19 protein-coding genes are annotated in these 21757 nt (G+C 60.4%); all 19 read left to right on the top strand.

Annotated features, from left to right (window positions below):
- The first annotated feature begins 156 nt into the window (after positions 1-156).
- The 19 genes from PTZ19_RS16950 (at position 157) to PTZ19_RS16860 (ending at position 21757) form a co-directional block, all read left to right on the top strand.
- A complete protein-coding gene (locus PTZ19_RS16950) occupies positions 157-1749 on the top strand; it encodes a type 2 periplasmic-binding domain-containing protein (protein ID WP_276356261.1) in 1593 nt (530 codons plus the stop codon).
- Between the two features lie 93 nt (positions 1750-1842).
- On the top strand, positions 1843-2805 hold the full coding sequence (locus PTZ19_RS16945) for an ABC transporter permease (RefSeq protein WP_276356260.1): 963 nt from the start codon (positions 1843-1845) through the stop codon (positions 2803-2805).
- A 12-nt stretch (positions 2806-2817) separates the two neighbouring features.
- Complete coding sequence (locus tag PTZ19_RS16940; RefSeq protein WP_276356259.1) at positions 2818-3693, top strand: carbohydrate ABC transporter permease; 876 nt, start codon at positions 2818-2820, stop codon at positions 3691-3693.
- A gap of 30 nt (positions 3694-3723) precedes the next feature.
- Positions 3724-5010 (top strand): four-carbon acid sugar kinase family protein, encoded by a 1287-nt coding sequence (locus PTZ19_RS16935; protein WP_276356258.1) that lies wholly within the window; start codon positions 3724-3726, stop codon positions 5008-5010.
- Between the two features lie 2 nt (positions 5011-5012).
- Complete coding sequence (pdxA, locus tag PTZ19_RS16930; RefSeq protein ID WP_276356257.1) at positions 5013-6014, top strand: 4-hydroxythreonine-4-phosphate dehydrogenase PdxA; 1002 nt, start codon at positions 5013-5015, stop codon at positions 6012-6014.
- Between the two features lie 28 nt (positions 6015-6042).
- Positions 6043-7191 (top strand): sialidase family protein, encoded by a 1149-nt coding sequence (locus PTZ19_RS16925; RefSeq protein ID WP_276356256.1) that lies wholly within the window; start codon positions 6043-6045, stop codon positions 7189-7191.
- A 19-nt stretch (positions 7192-7210) separates the two neighbouring features.
- Positions 7211-7897: a TerC family protein gene (locus PTZ19_RS16920; protein ID WP_276356255.1), complete on the top strand. Its 687-nt coding sequence runs from the start codon at positions 7211-7213 to the stop codon at positions 7895-7897.
- Positions 7863-9137 carry an MFS transporter gene (locus tag PTZ19_RS16915; protein WP_276356254.1) on the top strand — a complete coding sequence of 425 codons (1275 nt, stop codon included), beginning with the start codon at positions 7863-7865 and terminating at the stop codon, positions 9135-9137. Before PTZ19_RS16920 ends, PTZ19_RS16915 begins: the two co-directional genes overlap by 35 nt.
- Positions 9134-10084 (top strand): phosphoglycerate dehydrogenase, encoded by a 951-nt coding sequence (locus PTZ19_RS16910; RefSeq protein WP_276356253.1) that lies wholly within the window; start codon positions 9134-9136, stop codon positions 10082-10084. The genes PTZ19_RS16915 and PTZ19_RS16910 overlap by 4 nt, the downstream gene beginning before the upstream one ends.
- Before the next feature lie 197 nt (positions 10085-10281).
- Complete coding sequence (locus PTZ19_RS16905; RefSeq protein ID WP_276356252.1) at positions 10282-11331, top strand: Ldh family oxidoreductase; 1050 nt, start codon at positions 10282-10284, stop codon at positions 11329-11331.
- Between the two features lie 32 nt (positions 11332-11363).
- The gene (gene dapA / locus PTZ19_RS16900; RefSeq protein WP_276356251.1) at positions 11364-12275 is read left to right on the top strand and encodes a 4-hydroxy-tetrahydrodipicolinate synthase; all 912 of its coding nucleotides are present in this window, start codon (positions 11364-11366) and stop codon (positions 12273-12275) included.
- Positions 12276-12397: 122 nt separating this feature from the next.
- Entirely contained in the window at positions 12398-13480 is a 1083-nt protein-coding gene (locus PTZ19_RS16895; RefSeq protein ID WP_276356250.1) for a sialidase family protein, read from the top strand.
- 16 nt (positions 13481-13496) lie between these two features.
- Positions 13497-13970 carry a NanQ anomerase/TabA/YiaL family protein gene (locus PTZ19_RS16890; RefSeq protein WP_276356249.1) on the top strand — a complete coding sequence of 158 codons (474 nt, stop codon included), beginning with the start codon at positions 13497-13499 and terminating at the stop codon, positions 13968-13970.
- 374 nt (positions 13971-14344) lie between these two features.
- Entirely contained in the window at positions 14345-16045 is a 1701-nt protein-coding gene (locus tag PTZ19_RS16885) for a cadherin-like beta sandwich domain-containing protein (protein ID WP_276356248.1), read from the top strand.
- A gap of 216 nt (positions 16046-16261) precedes the next feature.
- A complete protein-coding gene (locus PTZ19_RS16880; protein ID WP_276356291.1) occupies positions 16262-17503 on the top strand; it encodes a PQQ-dependent sugar dehydrogenase in 1242 nt (413 codons plus the stop codon).
- A gap of 78 nt (positions 17504-17581) precedes the next feature.
- Positions 17582-17899, top strand: a complete 318-nt coding sequence (locus PTZ19_RS16875; protein ID WP_276356247.1) for a type 1 periplasmic-binding domain-containing protein — start codon at positions 17582-17584, stop codon at positions 17897-17899.
- Between the two features lie 134 nt (positions 17900-18033).
- A complete protein-coding gene (locus PTZ19_RS16870; protein WP_422615011.1) occupies positions 18034-19461 on the top strand; it encodes an ABC transporter substrate-binding protein in 1428 nt (475 codons plus the stop codon).
- Positions 19462-19569: 108 nt separating this feature from the next.
- The gene (locus tag PTZ19_RS16865) at positions 19570-20661 is read left to right on the top strand and encodes a carbohydrate ABC transporter permease (protein ID WP_276356246.1); all 1092 of its coding nucleotides are present in this window, start codon (positions 19570-19572) and stop codon (positions 20659-20661) included.
- Between the two features lies 1 nt (position 20662).
- Positions 20663-21757, top strand: coding sequence for a carbohydrate ABC transporter permease (locus tag PTZ19_RS16860; RefSeq protein WP_276356245.1), 1095 nt, complete (start codon positions 20663-20665; stop codon positions 21755-21757).

Raw genomic sequence — 21757 nt, 5'->3', positions numbered from 1 at the left:
TTTAAAATACATGTTGCAAAATGAAAAACGATCACTATAATTGAGAATAAGAAAGCGGATACAAATCAGAACGGTTTCGCTTTCCGGAATTCGATGTTTCAAATTGCAACAAATTGGAAATCAAAGTCTACACCTCATCGAAGGGGGAAATTCAGCGTGTTCGGTAAAAAAGGGTCGTTATGGATTCTCGTGCTGGCCGTTCTTCTTGTATTGTCGGCGTGCAACAAGTCGGGCGGTTCGGATTCGGAGGCATCGTCTTCCGGGCAGGCTTCATCCCCGGCTTCCGCTTCTGCCGGGGCCGGCGGCGACAAAATCCAGTTTTCCTACATGATGGCCGGCAAGTACATCAACTGGTTGAAAGACCTCAAGTGGTACCCCGAGCTTCTGAAGAGAATGAACGCCGAGGTTGAACTGGTCAACGGCGGCGACGATGACAGCGCTTACGCCAAGGGCCTGGACACGAAGCTGTTGTCGGGCGACCTTCCGGACGCGATGATCGTCACGCTGTCGCAAGCGGAAGTATACGGTTCCCAAGGGTTGTTCCTGAACCTGAAGGACCTGATCGCGAAAGACGCGCCGAACATCCAGAAGTTCATCGATTCGGACGAAGCTTACAAAACGCTAATCACGGCATCCGACGGCAACGTTTACGGACTGCCCCAGCAATACCCGATCATCACGAACGTTCCGTTCTACCGCGCCGACATGTTCGAGAAAGCGGGCATCACGAGCAATCCGAAGACGATCCAGGAATTCACGGACGTTCTTCGGAAACTGAAAGCCGCTTATCCTTCGAACGACTTCTATCCGTTCACCGGCCGCGACGGCTACATCAAGTTCACGGAAGCGTTCCTGGCGAAGGACAACATCGACGAGAACGGCAAAGTCCACGGCATCTACAACGTCGGCAAAAGTTACGACCTGATGGCGCCGGGATTCAAAGACTTGATCCAATGGTACAACACGATGTACACCGAGAAATTGATCGATCCAGAGTGGGTGCTCGGCACGCAGACCGAGGAATCCTGGCAGACGAAAATGCTGACCGGCAAGGGCGCCATCTCCTATGACTTCTTCACCCGTCCGTCCTGGTTCATGAATAACGGCGGTCCTCAGAACGATCCGAAGTACGACATCAAGGTAATGGACGCGCTGAACGACTCCCAAGGCAACCCGTCCAAGGTGCCGATGGCCGAACAGCGTTACCGCGAAGACCGCGTGTTCGTCATCAACGCCAAATCGGAGAAGAAAGCGGAGCAAATCCTCAAGTTCATGGACTACCTGTTCTCCGACGAAGGCCGCACGCTGATGGATTACGGCGTGGAAGGCCAATCCTTCAAGACGAACGGCGACAAGAAAGAATTCACCGTCAAGTTCGAAGAAGAAGGCAACAAGCCGCTCGGCACGCCGGTGTGGAACTTCCTGCAAGACCGCTTGACGTTCCCGGTTCCGTCCAACGACGCCGCTTACTATGACTGGATGGATCCGCTCACCAAGTCTTTCGCCGCGGACTTCTTCGGCAAATACGCCGCCGTCGCGCAGCAGATCAAGTATTCGACCGAACAGCTGAAAGAACGTTCCGAGCTCGTCGCGAACGTGCAGCCGATGGTCGACGCCAACCTGGTGAAATTCATTACCGGCAAACGCCCGATGTCCGAGTGGGACGCCTTCCTGAAGGAAGCGGACGCGCAAGGCTACAGCAAGATCGTGGAGATCGACCAAGCGGCGTACGACGCCGGCAAGAAGTAAGCCCATCCGATCCGTCATTCCATGCGGCACCCGTGATGGAGTGACGGATCGGTTTTTCAACACCCCCATGCAAACTCAAAGGATGTGCTAGCCATGCAAACCGCCCTGAAAGGCAAACCGCCCGGCGCCCGCGGCAACGTGTGGAACAAAATATGGAGATCCAGGTTGCTGTATCTCATTCTCCTTCCCGGTCTGATCCATATGCTGCTCTTCAAGCTGCTGCCGCTTTTCGGTCTGGTGATCGCGTTCGAGGACTACAACGTGATCAAGGGCGGGATCCACAGCATCATCGACAGCAAATGGGTGGGGTTCGCCCACTTCGAGAAGTTCCTGAACGACGGCTATTTCTGGAAGCTGCTCAAGAACACGCTGCTGCTCGCCTTCTTCAACTTGCTGTTCGTATTTCCGATTCCGATCCTATTCGCGCTGCTGGTGAATGAAGTCCGGTTCCGGAAAGTGCAGCGGTTCGTCCAGACCGTCACCTTCTTTCCCTACTTCATTTCCTCCGCGGTCGCGGTCAGCATCCTGTACACGTTCCTGTCCCCCCAAGGCGGATTGGTGAACGTCGCTTTAGAGGGATTAGGCATCCAGCCGATCTTCTTCATGGCCGAGCCGGGCTGGTTCCGCCCGCTGTACGTCATGCTGAACGTCTGGCAGCTTTTCGGCTACAATTCCATCATCTATTTGGCGGCGATGACCAACATAGACCCGCATCTGTACGAAGCGGCCGATCTCGACGGCGCGGGCCGGGTCAGCAAAATGTTCCACGTCACGCTGCCGTCCATCGCGGGCACGATCGTCATCATGTTCATTTTGGCCATCGGGCAAATCATGACCGTCGATCTCGACAAGATTTTGATGATGTACAACCCCAGCGTCTACGATACGGCGGACGTTATCCAAAGCTACGTGTACCGCCAAGCTTTCGCCACCAAAGGCTTCCCGAATTACAGCTACGGCGCTGCCGTCGGTTTGATGCAGTCGGTCGTGGCGTTCGTCCTGGTGATTTCGGCCAACCGGGCATCCAAGAAATTTTCGGATTCGCAGCTCTTTTAAGGAGGGGACAACATGAAAACCAAACTTCGCGGTTTCGATTACTTCAACATCGTTGTCCTCATCTTGGTATCGATTATCTGCGTCTATCCCTTGTGGAATATTCTGGCCGTCTCGCTCAGCGACGGCATTTACGCGGCGGCTTCCAAGGTGTATCTGATCCCGAAAGGCTGGAACGTCGAGACCTACAGGTACGTGCTCAACAACCCGAGGCTGGGCGTTTCGCAGGGGCTGTGGAATTCTTTCGCCTATACCGTCGTCGGCACGCTGGTCGCGGTGATCCTCACGTTTCTCACCGCTTATCCGCTCAGTAAAAAGCGTCTCGTCGGCCGCAAAACGATCATGCTGATCTTCGTCTTCACCTTCGTGTTCGAAGCGGGCATCATCCCCAACTTCATCGTGTATAAAAGCCTGGGGTTGGTGAACTCGTTCTGGGTCATGATCATCCCGAACGCGGTCAACACGTTCCTGCTCATCATCATGCGCTCCTTCCTGGACGCGCTGCCGGAAGAGCTGGAAGAGTCGGCGTACATCGACGGCGCCAACGACCTGCAGACGATGTGGAAAATCTATTTCCCGCTGGCGCGTCCCGCCATCGCCACGGTGTGCGTGTTCTATTCGGTCGCCATCTGGAACCAGTACCTCGTTCCGGCGATTTACCTGCAGAAGCAAAGCCTGAAGCCGATCACCGTCGTGCTGTACAACCTGATCGTCGCCGGAAGCAAGGACGGAACGTCGCTGGAGAGCATCCGTGTGCACGGCGTCCAACTGCTGCCGCAGAATCTTCAGGCCGCCGCGATTTTCCTGTCCGTCGCGCCGATCCTGGTCGTCTATCCGTTCGCCCAAAAGTACTTCACCAAAGGAATGTTGATCGGATCCGTCAAAGGGTGATTGGCATTACCGTCCAGCGAGGTGTTTGACATGAAGTTCGCCATCATTGCCGACGACTTGACGGGGGCCAACGACACGGGGGTCCAATTCGCCCGGCGGGGCTTGCACACGTCCGTGCTCCTGGAGCCGGATCCGGAATTGGCCAAGGATCTCGACGTGGTCGTGATCGACACCGACAGCCGATCCTTGCCGAAGGACGAAGCGTACCGGAAAGTGAAATCCGTATCCGAATATTTGCGGCCCCATTCCGTCGAGTTCGTCTATAAGAAAATCGATTCCACCATGCGAGGCAACATCGGGGCGGAGATCGACGCCGTATTCGACGTGTTCCAGCCGGAGCTGGTCGTCATCGCGCCCGCGTATCCGAAGAACAAAAGGATCGTCAAGGGAGGGGATTTCTACCTCGACGGCGCCCTGCTGCACGAGACGGAAATGGCGAGCGATCCGAAGACGCCGGTCACGTCCCCGAACGTGCCGGAAATCATCCGCGCGCAATCCGGGCGTCCCGTCCATCAAGTCACTTCCGACGATTTGCTGTCCGGCTACGCGAGGATCCAGGAGAAGCTGGCGGAAGCCGTGCGGCAATCGGCGCCCTACGTCGTATTCGACGCCTTGAAAGAAGAGGACCTTCGCCTGATCGTGCATGCCGTGCAGGAAAGCGGCCGCCGCGTCGTCTGGATCGGCTCCGCCGGGCTCGCGAACCATCTATGCAAGGCGTATCTCAAACGGCAGCAGTCGCAGAAAGTTCCGCATGCTTCCCGGTCGCCCGTGCTGACGGTGGTCGGTAGCGTGAACCGGAACAGCCGCAGCCAGCTGGACCATCTGCTGAAGCTTCCGGGCGTGGAAGGGATCCAGATGAACTCGCACTTGGCGGTTCAAGAAGAAACGGCGGCCAGCCGGGAAAAGGAAAGGATCGCGGTCCTGGCTTCCGAGGCGATCAAGCGGGGGCGGCACGTCGTCTTGTATACGGCCGGCAATCCCGAAGACATCGCGCTCGCGAACGGGGTCGGCGCAGAACGCGGATGGGATCCGAAAGAGGTCAGCGACCGGATTTCCCGGGTGCTCGGGGAGACGGCCGCCGGGCTGATCCGCGAATTCCGGCTGAACGCCCTGGTCATGACCGGGGGAGACACGGCCAAGCAAGTCTGCTCCTCTCTAGGCGTAAAGGAGTTTCAACTCATCGACGAAGTGGAGATCGGCATGCCGATCGGCCTGTTGTCGGGGGACTGGCCCGTCTATGCCGTGACCAAAGCCGGCGGCTTCGGCGCCGCCAACGCGCTCTCGAAAGCGCTCAAAAAAATGCAGGGAGAATCGTAACCATGAAACCAATCATCGGGATCACGATGGGGGACGCCGCCGGCGTCGGCCCCGAGATCATCGTCAAGGCGTTGCGGACGGAGGAGGCTTACCGTTCCGCCCGTCCGCTGGTCATCGGGGATGCCGCCATTCTTCGCCGGGCGTTGGGTTATGCCGGCGTCCGCGCGGAAATCCGACCGGTCTCGGACCCGGCGGAAGGAACGTACGAACCCGGGACGATCGACGTGCTCGACTTGGCTCTGCTGCCGGCGGATTTGCCGGTGGGACGGATCTCGGCGGAAGCCGGGAACGCGGCTTTCCGGTACATCGAGAAAGCCGTGGCGTTGGCGAAGGAGGGCAAGATCGACGCCATCTGCACGGCGCCGCTGAATAAAGAAGCGCTGCACAAAGGAGGGCATCGTTACCCCGGGCATACGGAGATCCTCGCGGACCTGACGGGCACGAACGACTATTCCATGATGCTGTCGGCGCCGAAACTCAAAGTGATCCATTTGACGACGCACGTCGGGCTGATCGAGGCCATTCGCCGGATTACGCCGGAACGTACGTACAAGGTGATCCGGCTGGCGGACGACACGCTTCGTCGCGCGGGCGTCCGGAGCCCCAAAATCGCGGTATGCGGCATCAATCCGCATGCGGGCGAGAACGGGCTGTTCGGGGAAGGCGAGGAAGAGGAGAAGCTGATCCCCGGCATCGAGCGGGCCCGCTCGGAAGGAATCGACGTCCAAGGCCCGCTGCCCGCGGACACGTTGTTCTTCCGGGCGGTGCGCGGCGACTTCGATATCGTCGTGGCCTGCTACCATGACCAGGGCCATGGTCCGATCAAGGTGCTGGGGCTGGAAGCCGGCGTGAACATCACCGTCGGGCTGAACGGCGGCATCATCCGGACGTCCGTCGACCATGGCACGGCGTTCGATATCGCCGGCACCGGCAAGGCCGACGAAGGCTCGCTGATGGAAGCGATCCGGATGGCCGTCGAGCTGGCGCCGAAGCGGAACGGTTAACTTATTCCGATCAGGAGGGATTCATCCGATGACGTCATTCCGAGATTTAGTATCCGCGCCGATGCCGAAGGACGGCGAGCTCCGTTCGACGGGGAACGGAACCGCCGAAACGATTCTGCCGACGCCCCATATCGTGAACCACGCGCCGAGCCTCATAGAGCTGCAAAACGGAGATCTGCTGATGGTATGGTTTGCGGGCGATACGGAGGAAGGCCGCAGCGATATCCGCATCGTGATGTCGAGGCTCGCCAAGGGGGAGACGCGGTGGACCGACCCCGTCGCGGTATCCGAAGATCCGGTGCGATCCGAACAGAACCCGGTGTTATTCCAGAAGAAGGACGGCGGGCTGATGCTTCTCCACACCGCGCAAATGCCGCGGGAAGACAAGAAGGAGAAGTACGACCCCGCGACGAACGTCGACGCGGCGACCCGGCAGGAAACGTCGGAGATCCGTTGCCGGTTGTCTTTGGACAACGGACGCACTTGGGAGCCGACGCGGACCTTCTCGGAAACGCCGGGTTCTTTTTGCCGGGCGCCGATCGTGGCGCTGAGCAACGGGGAATGGATTTTCCCGATGTGGATCAGCCGCAGGGACGCCGGCACCGTGTTCGGCAACGACACCAGCCTGGTCCGGATTTCGGGCGACGAAGGCCTTACCTGGCAAGAGTATCCCATTCCGGGAAGCCGGGGCCGGGTTCACCCGAATATCATCGAATGGGGCGAAGGGCGGCTCAGCGCTTTCTTCCGCAGCCGTTCCGCCGACTGGATTTACGTGAGCCGCTCGGACGACTGGGGCCGCACCTGGACGGAGCCGGAGCGCACGACGCTTCCGAACAACAACGCCTCGATCCGGGCGATCAAGCTCCAGAGCGGCAGGCTTGCCGTCATTTACAATCATTTTCAGGCCGGGGACGATCCGACGGCGACGATCTGGCCGAAAACGCGGTTCCCCGTCTCGATCGCGCTGTCCGAAGACGAAGGCCGCACCTGGCCGTACATCCGGCAGCTCGAGCAGGGCGACGGGTTTACGGGCGAGGCCAATAAGCATTTGAACCGCACTTACGAATATCCCTGGCTCCTCCAGACGAACGACGGGTTGATCCACGCCGCTTACGCGTACGGCAACCGGCAGGCGATGAAGCATGTCGTGCTGACCGAGCAGTGGATTACCGGTTGATCGGATCGGGAGGGAGCGCATGGAAGGGGATTGGCTGCTCGGTCTGCTGAAAATCATGCTGGTCAACATCGTCTTGAGCGGGGACAACGCGGTCGTGATCGCCTTGGCGTGCCGCCGCTTGCCCCCCGCGCAGCAGAAGCGGGCCATCTTCTGGGGCACGATGGGGGCGGTGCTGTTGCGGCTAGCCCTGACCGGCGTCGCCGTGTGGCTGCTTAAGGTGCCGCTCGTCGAAGCTTGCGGGGGGATTCTGCTCCTCTATATCGCCGTCAAGCTGCTGACGGGTCAAGAGGACGAGGAGGGCGAAGGCCGATCCGGCCTCTCGATCCGCCAGGCGATCCGCACGATCATTGCCGCCGACGTCGTCATGAGCTTGGATAACGTCGTGGCGGTCGCGGGAGTGGCGCAGGGCGACTGGCTGCTCATCGGAATCGGCCTCGCCGTCAGCATCCCGCTGATCGTTTTCTGCAGCAGCCTGCTGACGCGGCTCATGAAACGGTTTCCCGTCATTGTCTGGTTGGGCGCGGGACTGCTCGGCTACACGGCCGGCGAAATGCTGGTGAAGGACGAATGGGTGCACGGCCTGCTGGAGCCGGTGTTGGCGGGCGGCCTGCCGATCGTCCCCGCGGTGCTGACCTTGGCGGTCGTGGGCTGCGGGGCGATTTTGGCCAAACGTGCCGCCTCCAGGAGCATGCAGGAAAGAGGGTGAGGGTCTGGACTCGGTTTCCCGCAGGCAGCTCTGGGCGATCGTGGGCATCTCCTCGCTGCTGTCCGTCGTTTTCAGCGGTCTGGATGTCGCGTTTACCGTATTTTCCGTTAACCGTCTGGAACTGCCGGCTTCGGATTTGGCGCTGCTTCGTTCCTTGCGCCTCGCGGTTACGATTCCGTTCATTCTCCTGATGGGCGGGATCGCCGACGCGTGGGGACAGAAAAAGACGGCGACGGCCGCTATCGTCGTTCTGGCCGCCGCATCGGTCCTCACGGTCGCAAACCCCGGCAAAGGGATGTTGTTCGCGACTTTCCCGCTGTACGGAGGCGTGTCCGCCATCCTGCTCGTCAGCATGAACGTGTTCTCGCAGGGCGTAAAGAACGAGCTGAGGGGCTTGTCCAACACGTTGTACCGCTCCACGTTCATCGGATTCGCGATCGCCGGTCCGCTGTGCGCCGGCCTTCTCATCGAATCCGGATTCGCCGCCGCCTTCTTGGCTTTCGCCGCGATCGCGCTTCTCAGTCTGGCCGCCTTGTCGCTCTACCCGCAAGACCGGAGAGAGGCGGGGACATCCCGGGAGACGGTCCGGCAGACCGCGGCGCGGATGGCCGACGGTTGGAAGTCGCTGCTCCGCGACAAGCCTTTGCTGGCGTACATGTTGATGAACGGCCTGCTCAACCATACCCTCATGGTCAACTTGGTGCTGATTCCGGTCAAGCTGATGGACGACCTCGGCGTCAGCAGCGGCGACTACTCCCGGGTCATGACGCTGAGCTCGATCGTCGGGCTGCTGTTCACGATCGCGGCAGGCTTTCTGATGAAGAAACATTTATCCAAGCTCATTACGGTGCCGATGCTGCTGAGCGCGGCGTGCAATCTCGCTTCGGGGCTGGAGTCGAGCGCGTGGCTGACGATCGCGCTGTTTATCCTTTCCTCCGCCCTGTACACGGTGACCATGGCGCCGACCAGCCTGTGGCTGGGCGAAATGGCCAGGCGGCAGTTCGGCACCATTTTCGGCATCTTCAAAGTAATGTCGGCCGGCATCGGCTTCCTGGTGTCGGCCTCGCTGTCCGTCGTCCAGTCGGGGCTCGGCATCGATATGGCGCTCGTCGCCTACGGAATCTTCGGCGTGCTGGCGAGCTTGCTCTTCATGCGGCTCATGTCCAAGTGGCAAGCCGCGGCAGGCCGCACGGTTCCGGATTCCATTCGGCAGACCTCTCAGAAGGACGTGACAACATGAAAGTCGTGTCGACCTCATCTACGTTCGCCCGTTATTCCGACGAACCGATCCGGCTGCTCGAGGCGGAAGGGATCCAAGTGGTCCGGATCCCGCCGCAGGCCGAAGGGCCGGAGCTCTGGGAAGCGGTTAAGGACGCGGATGCGATGATCGTGGCTTACACGCCGGTCGACGATCGCCTGTTGGAGCAGGCGCCGCGGCTGCAAATCGTCTGCAAGCACGGCGTCGGCGTGGACAATATCGATTTGGAAGCGGCGAAGAGGCGGGGCGTATGGGTGACCAACGTCCCGGACGGCAACGCGACGGCGGTGGCCGACTTCACGTTCGGCCTCCTGCTTGCGCTGGCGAGGCGAATCGAGGAGACGAGCCGCCGCACGAAGGCCGGCGAATGGCCGCAAGTGTTGGGCGGGGAAGTCGGCGGCAAAACGCTCGGCGTCGTCGGCTTGGGGCGGATCGGGAAAGAAGTCGTGCGGCGGGCTCGAGGCTTCGGGATGAGCATCTTGGCCTTCGACCCGTACCCGGACCAGCGGTTCGCCGAGGAGTACGGCGTGTCCTTCGTGACGCTAGAGGAGCTGCTCCGGCAAAGCGACTATATCACGCTGCACATGCCGCTCACCGAGACGACCCGTCATCTGATCGGGGCCGCGGAGCTCGGGGTGATGAAGCGGGGCAGCTTCTTGGTCAACGCTTCAAGGGGCGGATTGGTCGACGAAAGCGCGCTCTACGGCGCCTTGAAGGAAGGCCGGTTGGCCGGGGCGGCGCTCGATGTGTTCGAGCATGAACCCGCCCGGGAGCATCCGCTGTTCTCGCTGGACAACTTCATCGCGACTCCCCATGCGGCGGGTTACACCCGGGAAGCGATCACGAACGTGGGCGTCGCCTGCGCGCGGAACGTCGCGGACGTCTTGGTGCGCCGGCTCCGTCCCGCGTCCGTCGTGAACGGTTTGTAAGGGGAATTTATGTTGCCCAGGACTGATGGATCGATATTTCCGGATCTCGCCGATCTGACTCGCGGGAAATAGCGGATGTGATCCACTAAATCGGGTCAGTTGGGTTGATTCCTGAGAATCACCCATTTTCACCCCCTTGGTGACGGGCGAGCGGCATGGATGAACTTTTGGGGATTCATTAGAAAGGGGGGCGAGCGATGATCACCATTCCGGTCGACTCCGTCCGTGGGTTTATCGAACAATGTCTGATCCGCCTCGGGCTCGAGCCCTTGCACGCGGAAATTTCCGCCCGGCATATGGCGTTCGCCGACGCCAGGGGAACGGATACGCACGGGATCATGCAGCTCCCCGTCTACGCGCGGCGAATCCGGGACGGCGGCATCAACCGCAAGCCGAACCTGGTTTGGGAGCGGGAGACCGAGCAATCCGCGGTGCTGGACGGGGACCACGGCATGGGCCACTATTCGGCCCATCTGGCGATGGAGAAGGCGATCGAAAAGGCGCGTTCGCAGACGATCAGCTTCGTGACGATCCGCAATGCCAGCCATTTCGGAGCCGCCTCCTCTTATGCCAAAATGGCGTCCGACGCGGGGATGATCGGGTTCGTCACGTCCAACGCCGCCGCCCTCATGGCCGCGACCGGCGGGACGGAGCGCGTGCTCGGGAACAATCCGGTGTGTTTCGCCGTTCCGAGGAAGGACGGCGACCCGGTCATCCTCGACATGGCTTGCAGCAACGTGGCGATGGGGAAGCTGGTGATGGCGCAGAACAAAGGGGAGTCCATCCCGCTGGGGTGGGCGCTGGACAAGAACGGCAATCCGACCTCGGATCCCTATGAAGGCTTTCAAGGCGGGGGCACCCTCGTGCCGATCGGGGGACATAAAGGGTACGGATTGGCGCTCATCATGGACATTCTGGCAGGCGTGCTCTCCGGCTCCAACTACGGAAAAAACGTCGGACGGATGGCGGATTCCGCCGTGCCGACCGGCATCGGCTGTTCCATGATCGTCTTGAACCTGGCGCGGATCCTTCCGTCGGACTTGTTCGGCGAGCGGCTTGAGGATTTGCTCGGCATGGTGCTCTCCTCCGGCAACGGGGAGAACCGGATTTATTTGCCGGGCGAGAAAGGCGCGGAGACGGCACGCGAACGCCGGGAGACCGGCGTGCCGATTCCGGAGGCGCTGATCGCGCAGCTGTCGGGCATCGCGGAAGAATTGGGCATCGACACGTCCGCTTACGGCTTTTAACCTGACCTGAGAGTGGAGAAAGGAAGACGAACATGACGAATCCAATCGAGCTGTCCACCGGCATCATTCCCGCCATGGTGACGCCGTTTAACGAGCGGGAGGAACTAAACGAGCCCGCGCTGCGGGCCATGACGCGGCGGTTGGTCGCGGCGGGCGTTCACGGCCTGTTCTGCCTGGGGACGAACGGCGAGTTTTTCAACCTCTCGTTCGAGGAGAAGATCCGCATCGCGGAAATCATCGTCGAGGAAGCCGGGGGCAAGGTGCCGGTGTACGCCGGGGCGGGGTGCGCGGGCACCGCGGAAACCGAGGCTTTGGCCGTACGGCTGGAGAAAGCCGGCGTCGACGCGCTGTCGGTCATTACGCCGTATTTTCTCTCCTATACGCAGCCGGAGCTGATCGCCCATTTCGAGACGGTCGCCGCCTCCGTGTCCATCCCGGTGATCCTGTACAACATCCCGGCCCGGACGGGGAACGCGCTGGCGCCCAAAACGGTCGGCCAGCTGGCGAAGGTGCCGAACATCGTCGGGATCAAGGACAGCAGCGGCAGCTTCGACAACATCCTGCAGTATATCGACCAGACGCCGGACACGTTCTCCGTGCTCGCCGGCACGGATTCCCTGATCCTGCCGACCCTGATGGCCGGAGGCAAGGGCGCGATCGCCGCCACGGCGAACGTGTTCCCCGAAGCGGTGGCGTCCATTTACGAGTTTTGGAAAGCGGGCCGTTTCGCCGAGGCGGAGGAAGCCCAACGGGTTCTCCGCGACTTGCGGAGCGCCTTCGGTCTTGGCACGCTGCCTTCCGTCCTGAAGGCGGTGCTGAATTACATCGGCGTGGAAGCGGGACCGGCGAGACGTCCGGTGGCTCCGCTCACGCCCGCGGCCGACCAAGAGGTTCGGCAGATGGTCGAGAATTACAAGCGGAAGGGATTGCTCGCGGATTCGTAAGCGGCGGAGCCGCAAGAGCCAAGAGCCGTTATCCGAACAGCCGATATTCCGAACAACCGAAGTCCGAACAACCGAAGTCCGAACAACCGAAGTCCGAAGATATCAAGCGGGAGGGGAACAACTTGAAATACGCGAAACCGTTCAAACCAGAGGGCATGGTGCAGGTCGAGCTTTACCGCAACGACAAGGAATTCTGTTCGTGGCCGTTCAACGCGGGCATGTGGAAAATCGACGAAAACAACATCCTGGTCGGCTTCATGAACATTCCGTGCGACTACTCCGTACCGGGGACGCTGAACCACGACCGGGTGGAGACGTTCGGCAAGATCAAAGCCGTCCGCACCCGAGACGGCGGTCGGACGTGGAGCGGCCCGATCGAGATCGCGGACAACATCCGCTTGCAGGACGAGCTGCGTTACGGCCGGCGTCATGAATTCTCTGAACCGTTCGATTTCCGGGACAAGAACACGCTGCTCGAGTGCTGGTGCACGCCGAACTCGGCGGTCGACTGGGCGCAGCCTTGGGTGAAAATGTCCCGGGACGGCGGGGAGACGTGGAGCGAAGCCGTGATGCTGCCCGATTGCGGAATCCCCCGGTATCAAGGCCGGCCTTCCTACATCGTAAGGCCGGACGGCGTCGTGCTGCTGTTCCTGACCGCGCGGCCGAAAAACAACCCGCACGACCGGCCGGTCGTGTTCGCTTCCTTCGACGACGGGCGGAATTGGTCTCTCGTGTCCATGATGCCGAACGCCCAGGAATACCGGATGATTTGCCCGTCTCCCGTGATCCTGAAGGACGGGACGATCCTGGTCGCGGTCCGGGTGAAGCCGGCCATGACCGCCGCTTGGGACGAGTTGTTCGCGTCGGACGACGGGGGGCTGACCTGGCGCTTCGTCTCCCGCATCAACGACCATGGCGACACGGTGCATCTGACTTTGCAGGAGGATGGCAGACTGTTCGCCGTATACGGTTATCGCCGACCTTCGTTCGGCATCCGGGCGAGGGTCAGCGAGGACAACGGCTTGACCTGGGGACCGGAAATGATCCTGCGCGACGACGGCGGGAGCATCGACCTGGGCTACCCGCGCGCCGTCGAAGTCCGGCCGGGCGAAATCCTCGCGACTTATTATTTCAACGACAAGGATGACCCGATTCAGCAGCGGGGCGGCGTGCGCTACATCGGCGGGACGATTTTGAAGGTGTGAGGAGGCCGGTTCGTTCATGATCATCGGGGATTTGAAGCACTGGAGGGACGAGATCGCGGGGTTGAGCCCGGTTCTGCGGCAAGCGTTGGAGTGGCTGGAGCAGAACGTGACGGCGGAAACCCCGGCTGGACGATATGAGATTGACGGGGACCGGATGTACGCCATGGTACAGCATCTGACCACCGAATCCGAAGAGCGGCGGTTCGCCGAGAGCCATCGCCAGTACGCGGACATTCAACTGCTGCTCAGCGGGCGGGAGCTGATCCTCGCCGCCCGGGACGACGAATCGGCGGAGATAGCGGCGGACGAGCTCGCGGCAAAGGATAAGCTGTCCTACCGCGAGGTGCCGGGCGAATCCCGAATCGTCCTGAATCCGGGCATGTTCGCGGTTTTCTTCCCGATGGACATTCACCGGCCCTGCTGCAGCATCGGGGAACCCGGCGACATCCGCAAAGCGGTGGTCAAGATCGACCTCGCGTCGTTCGCATAAGAAAGAACATATTGGGTAAAGCGAATTGCACCTCGCCAATCGAGGTGCTTTTTTTACTACGACTGATCTATTGACGTGCGATCGCCATGTTATGCAGGGGTAAGCGGGTTGTAGGCGCAAAATTTGGAGTTCGAACGGATGGACGAAGGAGTGGCACACCAATCCCACGCTGTAACCGGTTAAAATCGGGTTACGGTTCAAAGCAATTGCGCTTTAATGCGATACAGCGCGATTTTGGACGGGAGTGACCCCAATTAGTTGACCGATTCGCAAGCGATTGAGCAACGGGCGCTCCGGGAAAAGGCCGAAATGCCCGCCAGGAGGAAGAGAAGCTTCGACAGGCGGAGGAAGCGGAGCGTCAGCGGAACGCGGCATTGCTGGATGAGCTGAAGAAGCGGGAATCGGAGAAGGGACAAGCCAACCGGGAAGCAATCCGGAAGGCGCAGGAACAGGCGGAAAAGGCGTATTTGGAGCATCTATCGCAGGCGGAACGCGAGCGGTTTGCGGACAATAAGCAGAAGCTGACGGAATCAACCCCCGCTCCGGCTCCTTCAACTTCGCCGACGAACGCTTCGGAATCCCGTTCCCGCGAGGCGGGACTCAGCGGGCTATCGCTAGAGGACGGCGTGCGGGACGAGGCGATTCCCTTGGCCGGTTTCGATGCGGAAACGCTGAACTACGACGTCACCGTTCCATACGAAGTTTCGATCGTTCGAGTCGTGCCGACCGCCAAGCACGCCAGGGCGTCGATCCTCGTAAACGGCGCCCATACGGCGAGCGGAACGGCGAGCGACGCGATCGCGCTCCCTGCAATATCGACCACGGAGCTGGCGGTTCAAGTCACCGCGGAGGATGGCGCGACCAAGCGGACCTACAAGGTGAAGGTGACGCGAGCGCCTTCGACGAACGCCGCGCTCGCCGGCATCGCCGTGAACGGAGCAAGCATCCCGTCTTTCACGCCGTCCGTCACTTCCTACAGAGTCGAAGTGAACTACGAAGTGGAGACGGCCGTATTGACGGCGGAACCCGTGGACGGCGCGACGGTCGTCTCCGGAACGGGGACCGAATCGCTCGAACCGGGGGACAATATCTTCACGATCGTAGTGCAGGCCATGAACGGAGCGACGAAAACGTACCAACTGAACGTGCACAGGGGTTCGAACGAAGCCGCGCTGAGCGACCTCAAGCTGCTGGACCCGAACGGTGCCGAAATCGCCTTTGCCCCGACGTTTGAATCAGGCATCACCGATTACACGGTGTCCGTTCCTCATGATATCTGGAGGATTCGCGTTCGTCCCCAAGCAAGCCAGACGCATGCGGTGCTTTCCCAACGGCGCTACGGTCGCTGGAGGGGGCCAGTCGGAACCGATCCTTCTGACCGCGGCGCGGAGACGGTCGTCGAAACGGCAGTCACTTCGGAAGACGGAACGGCAACCCGCACCTATCGGGTCGCGTTCACGAGAGAAGAGCTGGAGACGGATGCGGCGTTAATCGGATTTACGTTTACCGATGACAAATCGAATCCGATTCCGCTCGCGCAGACAATCGATCCCGCTACAACCGACTATACGGTCGCGGCTGCCGTGTACGCCGTGAACTATACGGTGGACACCGTCAAGCTCACGCCGGTGGCGAGCGGATCCCATGCGACCATTAAGGTGAACGGGACGCATGTGGCTAGTGGGGGTACGATCTCCCTCCCGATCAACCCCGGAACGAATACGATCTCGATCGTCGTTACGGCCAAATATGGAGTCACGACCCAGACGTATACGTTAACGGTGAAACGCAAACCTTCGCTTAACTTTCAAATTAGCCAGACGCCGAATCAGAAGATCGTATCAGGATGGACGGGACTCGATCCTGACGTCTATGTTTACCATGTTACGATTGACACGACAAAAAGCCAACTCACGGCTGGCTGGGGTCCAGTGCCGGGTTGCACGAATACAGGTCTCTCCAATTCCGGGATTCTGACCGGCACGACAACGGAACTGACGATTACCGCTAAATCCCAGGACGGCACGATTGAACAGACGTATACGTTCTACGTTACGAAAGCAAGCACAAGCTGATCATGGGCGCTCTCGCGGGAACACGGCGGGAGCGCTTTTTTACGTGTGTGAACAAGTGGACTATGAGAAATTGCACGATGTGCACCCCGTCATTCGGGGTGCTTTTTTTTGCCGAAAGGATTGGGGGCGTACCTAGGGTGCATAAAGGCCCCAAATGTGAGAGAATGGAAGAAGATTCCATTTCAAAACCGAAAGGCGGCGATCGGATTGATCGGGATGAAAAAACGGTTTTTGGCGGTTGCGTTGCTGCTGGCATTCGCGCCGGCTTGCGATTCGGATCGGAACGGCGGTACGTCGGCCTCGGCTGTGCCCGACGATCCGGGCGTCTCGGCCTCGACCGCCTCCGACGATCCGGTCTCTTCGGCCTCCGCCGTTTCCGACGATTCGGCCGTGCCGGTTCTCATCCGGCTGGAGGAGATCGCGCCTAAGGGAACGTACGACCGGCCGACGGGACTAGAGAGACGCTTCGACCGTCCGGATGTCCTTTACGTCGTGGAACAGGCGGGCCGGATCCGCCTTCTCGATCCGAGCAGCCGGGAGGCGACGCCGGAGGCTGTGCTGGACATTACGGACCGCGTGAGCGACGACGGCAACGAACAAGGGCTGCTCGGTTTGGCGTTCCATCCCTCCCGTCCCGGCGAAGCGTACGTGAATTACACGACGAAGACGCATACGGTCGTTTCGCGTTTCGCCGCGGATCCGTCCGCTTCCGATCGGTTAGATCCTTCCAGCGAGAAGGTGATCCTGACGTTCCGCCAGCCGCGTGCCAACCACAACGGAGGCCAGCTCGCCTTCGGACCGGACGGTATGCTGTATATCGCGACGGGCGACGGCGGAGGCGCGGGAGACCCGCAAGGCAACGGGCAAGACAAGCACTCGCTGCTGGGCAAAATCCTCCGCATCGACGTCGACCGCACGGACGGGGAACTCGCCTATTCCATCCCCGGGGACAATCCGTTCGCCGGAGGAGGCGGGGCTCCCGAGGTATACGCATACGGCCTGCGGAACCCATGGCGGTTCAGCTTCGATCCGGCGACCGGACGGCTGTGGGCGGCGGATGTCGGGCAGGACCGATGGGAGGAAATCAACCTCGTCGAGAAGGGCGGCAACTACGGCTGGAACGTACGCGAAGGCCTGGACTGCTACAAGCCGGCCGAGGGCTGTCCGTCGGACGGCCTGATTCCGCCGATCCACCAATACGGCCGTGAAGACGGGGTCTCCGTCACGGGAGGATACGTCTACAGGGGCTCGTCCATTCCTGAGCTGAAAGGCTGGTACGTCTTCGCGGATTATGCGTTCGGAACGATATGGGGGCTGCGCCTCAAGGGAGACGGAACCGCTTCCCATCGGGTGCTTGCGGAATCGGGTCTGCAGATCACTTCTTTCGGAGCCGGCTCCGACGGGGAAATTTACGTATGCGCGCAGGACGGCGGCATATTCAGAATCCGAAACGGATAGCTTTTCGGACAAGCCGAGAAAGATTGGGCTTGACAGTCTTGTTTCGGCCATCGACGCATCGGATACATCGGGCTCGGTTTGACCGACAGCATCGCCGGACAAACCCGATATCGCGGCTACCTTCGCACGCTGCGAGAATATGAATCGGAATACGCGCGGGAGCATATCGTGTTCATGGACGGATGGATGTACGATCCGTACGAGGCCGCGGCGGAGCTGTTCGCCCAGTGCTTCGGCTTAACCGCCGTCTTCACGACGTCCGACGAACTCGCGATCGGGTTTGTACAAGATCGGCACCCGGGCGGTCGACAAGCTGCACGCCGCATCAGCGGGCTGGAAGATCCGGTCCTTATGCTTGAGGTTGAAAGGCCTTTCACGATCGCGGACGACCCATGAACTCTATAAGGAGGTGGGGCAGGGACATCCGATTTCCCGAAACCATTCGCATGCGACTGACGGCAGGCACAAGGGGCCTTGAAACGGAAAGGCCGCAGCATCACTTTATTATTCCCATAAAGGGGCTGAGTCGATTGATCAGACAAAAGAAATTCGTGATTGGACTCATTTTGGTCATGGCGTTCTCCATGCTGCTCGCGGCATGCGGCGGCAAGAAGGACAACACGGAAGCGTCCCCGAGCGCAAGCTCCCCGGCGCCCGCGAGCTCCCCGGCGGCATCCCCGAGCGATTCGCCTAGCGCGTCTCCGAGCGCCAGCGCGGCGGACGGCGGTCCGCTCGCCGACGCTTACGCCGGCAAATTCAAAGGCACGAAAGTGACGATGGCCGGTCCGTTCGTCGACGTGGACCAAGTGAAATTCGAAGAAGCGATCAAAGACTTCGAAACGAAAACCGGCATCGATATCGCCTACGAAGGCTCCAAGGAATTCGAAGCGACGATCTCCGTCCGCGTGAACGGAGGCAACGCGCCGGATATCGCCGACTTCCCGCAGCCGGGCTTGCTGGCCAGCCTCGTCAAGGCGGGGAAAGTCATCGACGTCACCACCTTCATGGATAAAGCGAAGCTGGAGAAGAACTACAACAAGAGTTGGCTGGACATGGCGACCATGGACGGTCCGAACGGCAAAGTCATGGCCGGCGTCTGGAACCGCAGCAGCGTGAAGAGCCTGGTCTGGTACAACAAGAAGGAATTCGACGCGGCAGGCTACAAAGTGCCGCAGACGTGGGACGAACTGCTCGCGCTGACCGAACAGATCGCCAAAGACGGCGACCCGGCTTGGTCGATCGGCATCGAATCCGGCGCCGCCACCGGCTGGCCGGCGACCGACTGGATCGAGGACATCATGCTGCGCACGACGACTCCGGAAAACTACGACAAATGGGTGAAAGGCGAGCTTCCGTTCACCGATCCGATCGTCAAAAACGCCGTGCAGAAAATGGCCGACCTGTGGTTTAAGGACGGAGCCGTGTACGGCGGACGGAAGTCCATCGTCACGACGGCGTTCGGCGACGCGCCGAAGGTGCTGTTCGACAACCCGCCGAAGGCATGGCTGCATCGCCAAGCGGGCTTCATCACGAGCTTCTTCCCGGAAGGCCTGAAAGCCGGCGAAGATTACGACTGGTTCCCGCTGCCTTCGATCGATCCGCAATACGGCACTCCGGCTCTCGTCTCCGGCGACATTTACGCGATGTTCAACGACCGTCCGGAAGTCCGCGCCGTCATGGAATTTTTCACGACGGGCGAGTCCATCAAGACCTGGGTGCAATCCGGCGGCGTCATCGCCCCGATGAACGACGCGGATCCGTCCTGGTACACGACCGACGTCGAACGCCGCATGGCCGAATTCATCCAGAAAGCTTCGGCGCTCCGCTTCGACGGTTCCGACCTGATGCCGGGCGCGGTCGGCGCGGGCACGTTCTGGAAAGGCATGACCGACTTCGTCAGCGGAACGGTCGACCTGGATAAAGCGATGGAAGAAATCCAAGCGGGCTGGAAGAAGTAATCCGCCGCGAATAGGAAACGTGAGGGCGCTGAAGTATCCGAGTTTTCGGCGCCCTTCGTCCGGCGCGACGGCCAAGAAGCCGCAGCGATTGGAGAAAGGAAGATTCCGATGACGACATCTGCCGCCGCAGCAACCAAACGGAGCGTACCCGGAATCGTTTTTTGGTCGATCCTGGTTCCCCTGTTGAACGCCGCCCTGCACGCCGGTATTTTCATCGTGCTGCGCGACGCCCAACTTCAACCGATCCTCCACGCGATCCTTGCCATTCTCTGGGGAGTCGGAGGCGTATATACGATTTATTGGTCCCTGAACTTGGTGATCGAGCTGTATCCGGAGAAGTGGAAACGGAGAATCCAGCCGTTCCTGTTCATCGGTCCCGCGATCGGCCTGCTCGGCTGGCTGCTGCTCGTCCCGACGGTGCGCACGCTCATCATGAGCTTTCAGGACGCCGGTTCCAGCAAGTTCGTGGGATTTGCCAACTATGCCGCCGTTTTCACCAACCGCCTGCTGCTCACCGCGCTTCGGAACAACCTGCTGTGGGTCGTCTTCGGCGCCACCGCGTGCATCGTGTTGGGACTGCTGATTGCCGTCCTGGCCGACCGGAGCAGCTTCGAACGGCTGGCCAAAGCGATCGTGTTCATGCCGATGGCGATATCGTTCGTCGCCGCCGGCGTCATTTGGAAATTCATCTACTACTATCAACCCGGCGATGAGCAGATCGGCTTGCTGAACGCCATCGTCGTCGCCTTCGGCGGAGAGCCGCAGGCCTGGACCAGCATGACGCAGCCCTGGAACAACCTGTTCCTGATCGTCATCCTGATCTGGATGCAGACCGGATTCGCCATGGTGATTTTGTCAGCCGCCCTGAAAACGGTGCCGGAGGACATTCTCGAAGCGGCCCGCATGGACGGAGCCGGCGAAATCCGCATCTTTTTCCGCATCATCATCCCGTTTATTTCCGGAACCTTGTTGTCCGTCACGACCACGATCATCGTGTTCACGCTGAAAATTTTCGACGTCGTCATGGTCATGACCGGCGGACAATACGACACCGAGGTCGTGGCGACCCAGTTCTACCGCCAGTTCTTCATGTACCAGAATTTCGGCTACGGTTCCACGCTGGCGATCGTCCTTCTGATCGCCGTCATTCCCGTGATCGTGTTCAACCTGCGCCAGATCCGGAAACAGGGGGAGATCTGACATGAGAAGAAAATCCCGCCGCACCGGCTCGAAGACGCTGGTCAACGCGATTCTGGCTTTCATTTGCCTCATCTGGCTCGTTCCGACGGTCGGACTGCTCATTTCGTCCTTCCGCCCCGCCAGCGACATCCTGAAAACCGGTTGGTGGACCGTGATCCCACATCGGGAGGACGTCACGCAGGACCGAATCCAGCTGCCTAAGGATACCGATCTTCGTCAGCCGATCGAAGTAAACGGCAACACCTACACGGACGAGCAGCTGCGCAGCGGGGTCAAAGCCCCGGACGGTTCCACGCTGATTTGGGAAAACCGGCGCGGCCGGCTGATCGACGTGCAGAAGCCGGGGTGGACGATGAGCAAAAACTTTACTTTGGACAATTACGCGGGCGTACTGACCGGCAAAACGTACGTGCTGAAGCAGCCGGACGGAAGCGAGCGGACGGAGAAGGGCAGCAACATGTCGCGGGCGTTCCTCAATACGATCGTCGTTTCGATCCCGGCGACGGTCATTCCGATCCTGATCGCCACCTTCGCCGCCTACGCGTTCGCGTGGCTGAAGTTCCCGCTGCGCAAAACGCTGTTCATCGTCGTGATCATGCTGCTGGTCGTTCCGCTCCAGGTGGCCCTCATACCGGTGTCGAACGATTTCGCGGCGCTTCACTTGAACGGCACGTTCCTGGGCATCTGGATCGTACACGCCGGCTTCGGCCTCCCGCTTGCCACTTATTTCATGTATTCGTATATCAGTCAGTTGCCGAAAGACCTGTTCGAGTCCGCCTTCATGGACGGAGCGTCGAATTTCACGATTTTCACCCGGCTCATCCTGCCGTTGGCGGTTCCGTCCATCGCTTCGATCTGCATTTTCCAGTTCCTCTGGGTGTGGAACGACTACCTCGTCTCGCTGATCTTCCTCGGCGGACAAGAAGACGTGCAGGTACTGTCGATGCGGATCGCCAACCTGGCCGGTTCCCGCGGCGACGCTTGGCACCTCATGACCGCGGCGGCGTTCGTGTCGATGCTGATGCCGCTGGCCGTATTCTTCGGCATGCAGCGGTACTTCGTCCGCGGATTGATGGGCGGCGCCGTGAAGGGATAA

Source organism: Cohnella caldifontis (assembly GCF_029360585.1).
Lineage (GTDB): Bacteria > Bacillota > Bacilli > Paenibacillales > Paenibacillaceae > Cohnella > Cohnella caldifontis.
The sequence above is the reverse complement of the archived record's forward strand: the minus strand, read 5'-3'. Positions and strand labels throughout refer to the sequence as shown.

Bases quoted from the DNA above. Each gene is read 5' to 3' on its own strand.
- PTZ19_RS16880 (WP_276356291.1), top strand. From the start codon at position 16,262: ATGAAAAAACGGTTTTTGGCGGTTGCGTTGCTGCTGGCATTCGCGCCG.
- dapA (WP_276356251.1), top strand. From the start codon at position 11,364: ATGACGAATCCAATCGAGCTGTCCACCGGCATCATTCCCGCCATGGTG.
- PTZ19_RS16920 (WP_276356255.1), top strand. From the start codon at position 7,211: ATGGAAGGGGATTGGCTGCTCGGTCTGCTGAAAATCATGCTGGTCAAC.
- PTZ19_RS16910 (WP_276356253.1), top strand. From the start codon at position 9,134: ATGAAAGTCGTGTCGACCTCATCTACGTTCGCCCGTTATTCCGACGAA.
- PTZ19_RS16935 (WP_276356258.1), top strand. From the start codon at position 3,724: ATGAAGTTCGCCATCATTGCCGACGACTTGACGGGGGCCAACGACACG.
- PTZ19_RS16865 (WP_276356246.1), top strand. From the start codon at position 19,570: ATGACGACATCTGCCGCCGCAGCAACCAAACGGAGCGTACCCGGAATC.
- PTZ19_RS16925 (WP_276356256.1), top strand. From the start codon at position 6,043: ATGACGTCATTCCGAGATTTAGTATCCGCGCCGATGCCGAAGGACGGC.
- PTZ19_RS16945 (WP_276356260.1), top strand. From the start codon at position 1,843: ATGCAAACCGCCCTGAAAGGCAAACCGCCCGGCGCCCGCGGCAACGTG.
- PTZ19_RS16940 (WP_276356259.1), top strand. From the start codon at position 2,818: ATGAAAACCAAACTTCGCGGTTTCGATTACTTCAACATCGTTGTCCTC.
- pdxA (WP_276356257.1), top strand. From the start codon at position 5,013: ATGAAACCAATCATCGGGATCACGATGGGGGACGCCGCCGGCGTCGGC.
- PTZ19_RS16905 (WP_276356252.1), top strand. From the start codon at position 10,282: ATGATCACCATTCCGGTCGACTCCGTCCGTGGGTTTATCGAACAATGT.
- PTZ19_RS16860 (WP_276356245.1), top strand. From the start codon at position 20,663: ATGAGAAGAAAATCCCGCCGCACCGGCTCGAAGACGCTGGTCAACGCG.
- PTZ19_RS16890 (WP_276356249.1), top strand. From the start codon at position 13,497: ATGATCATCGGGGATTTGAAGCACTGGAGGGACGAGATCGCGGGGTTG.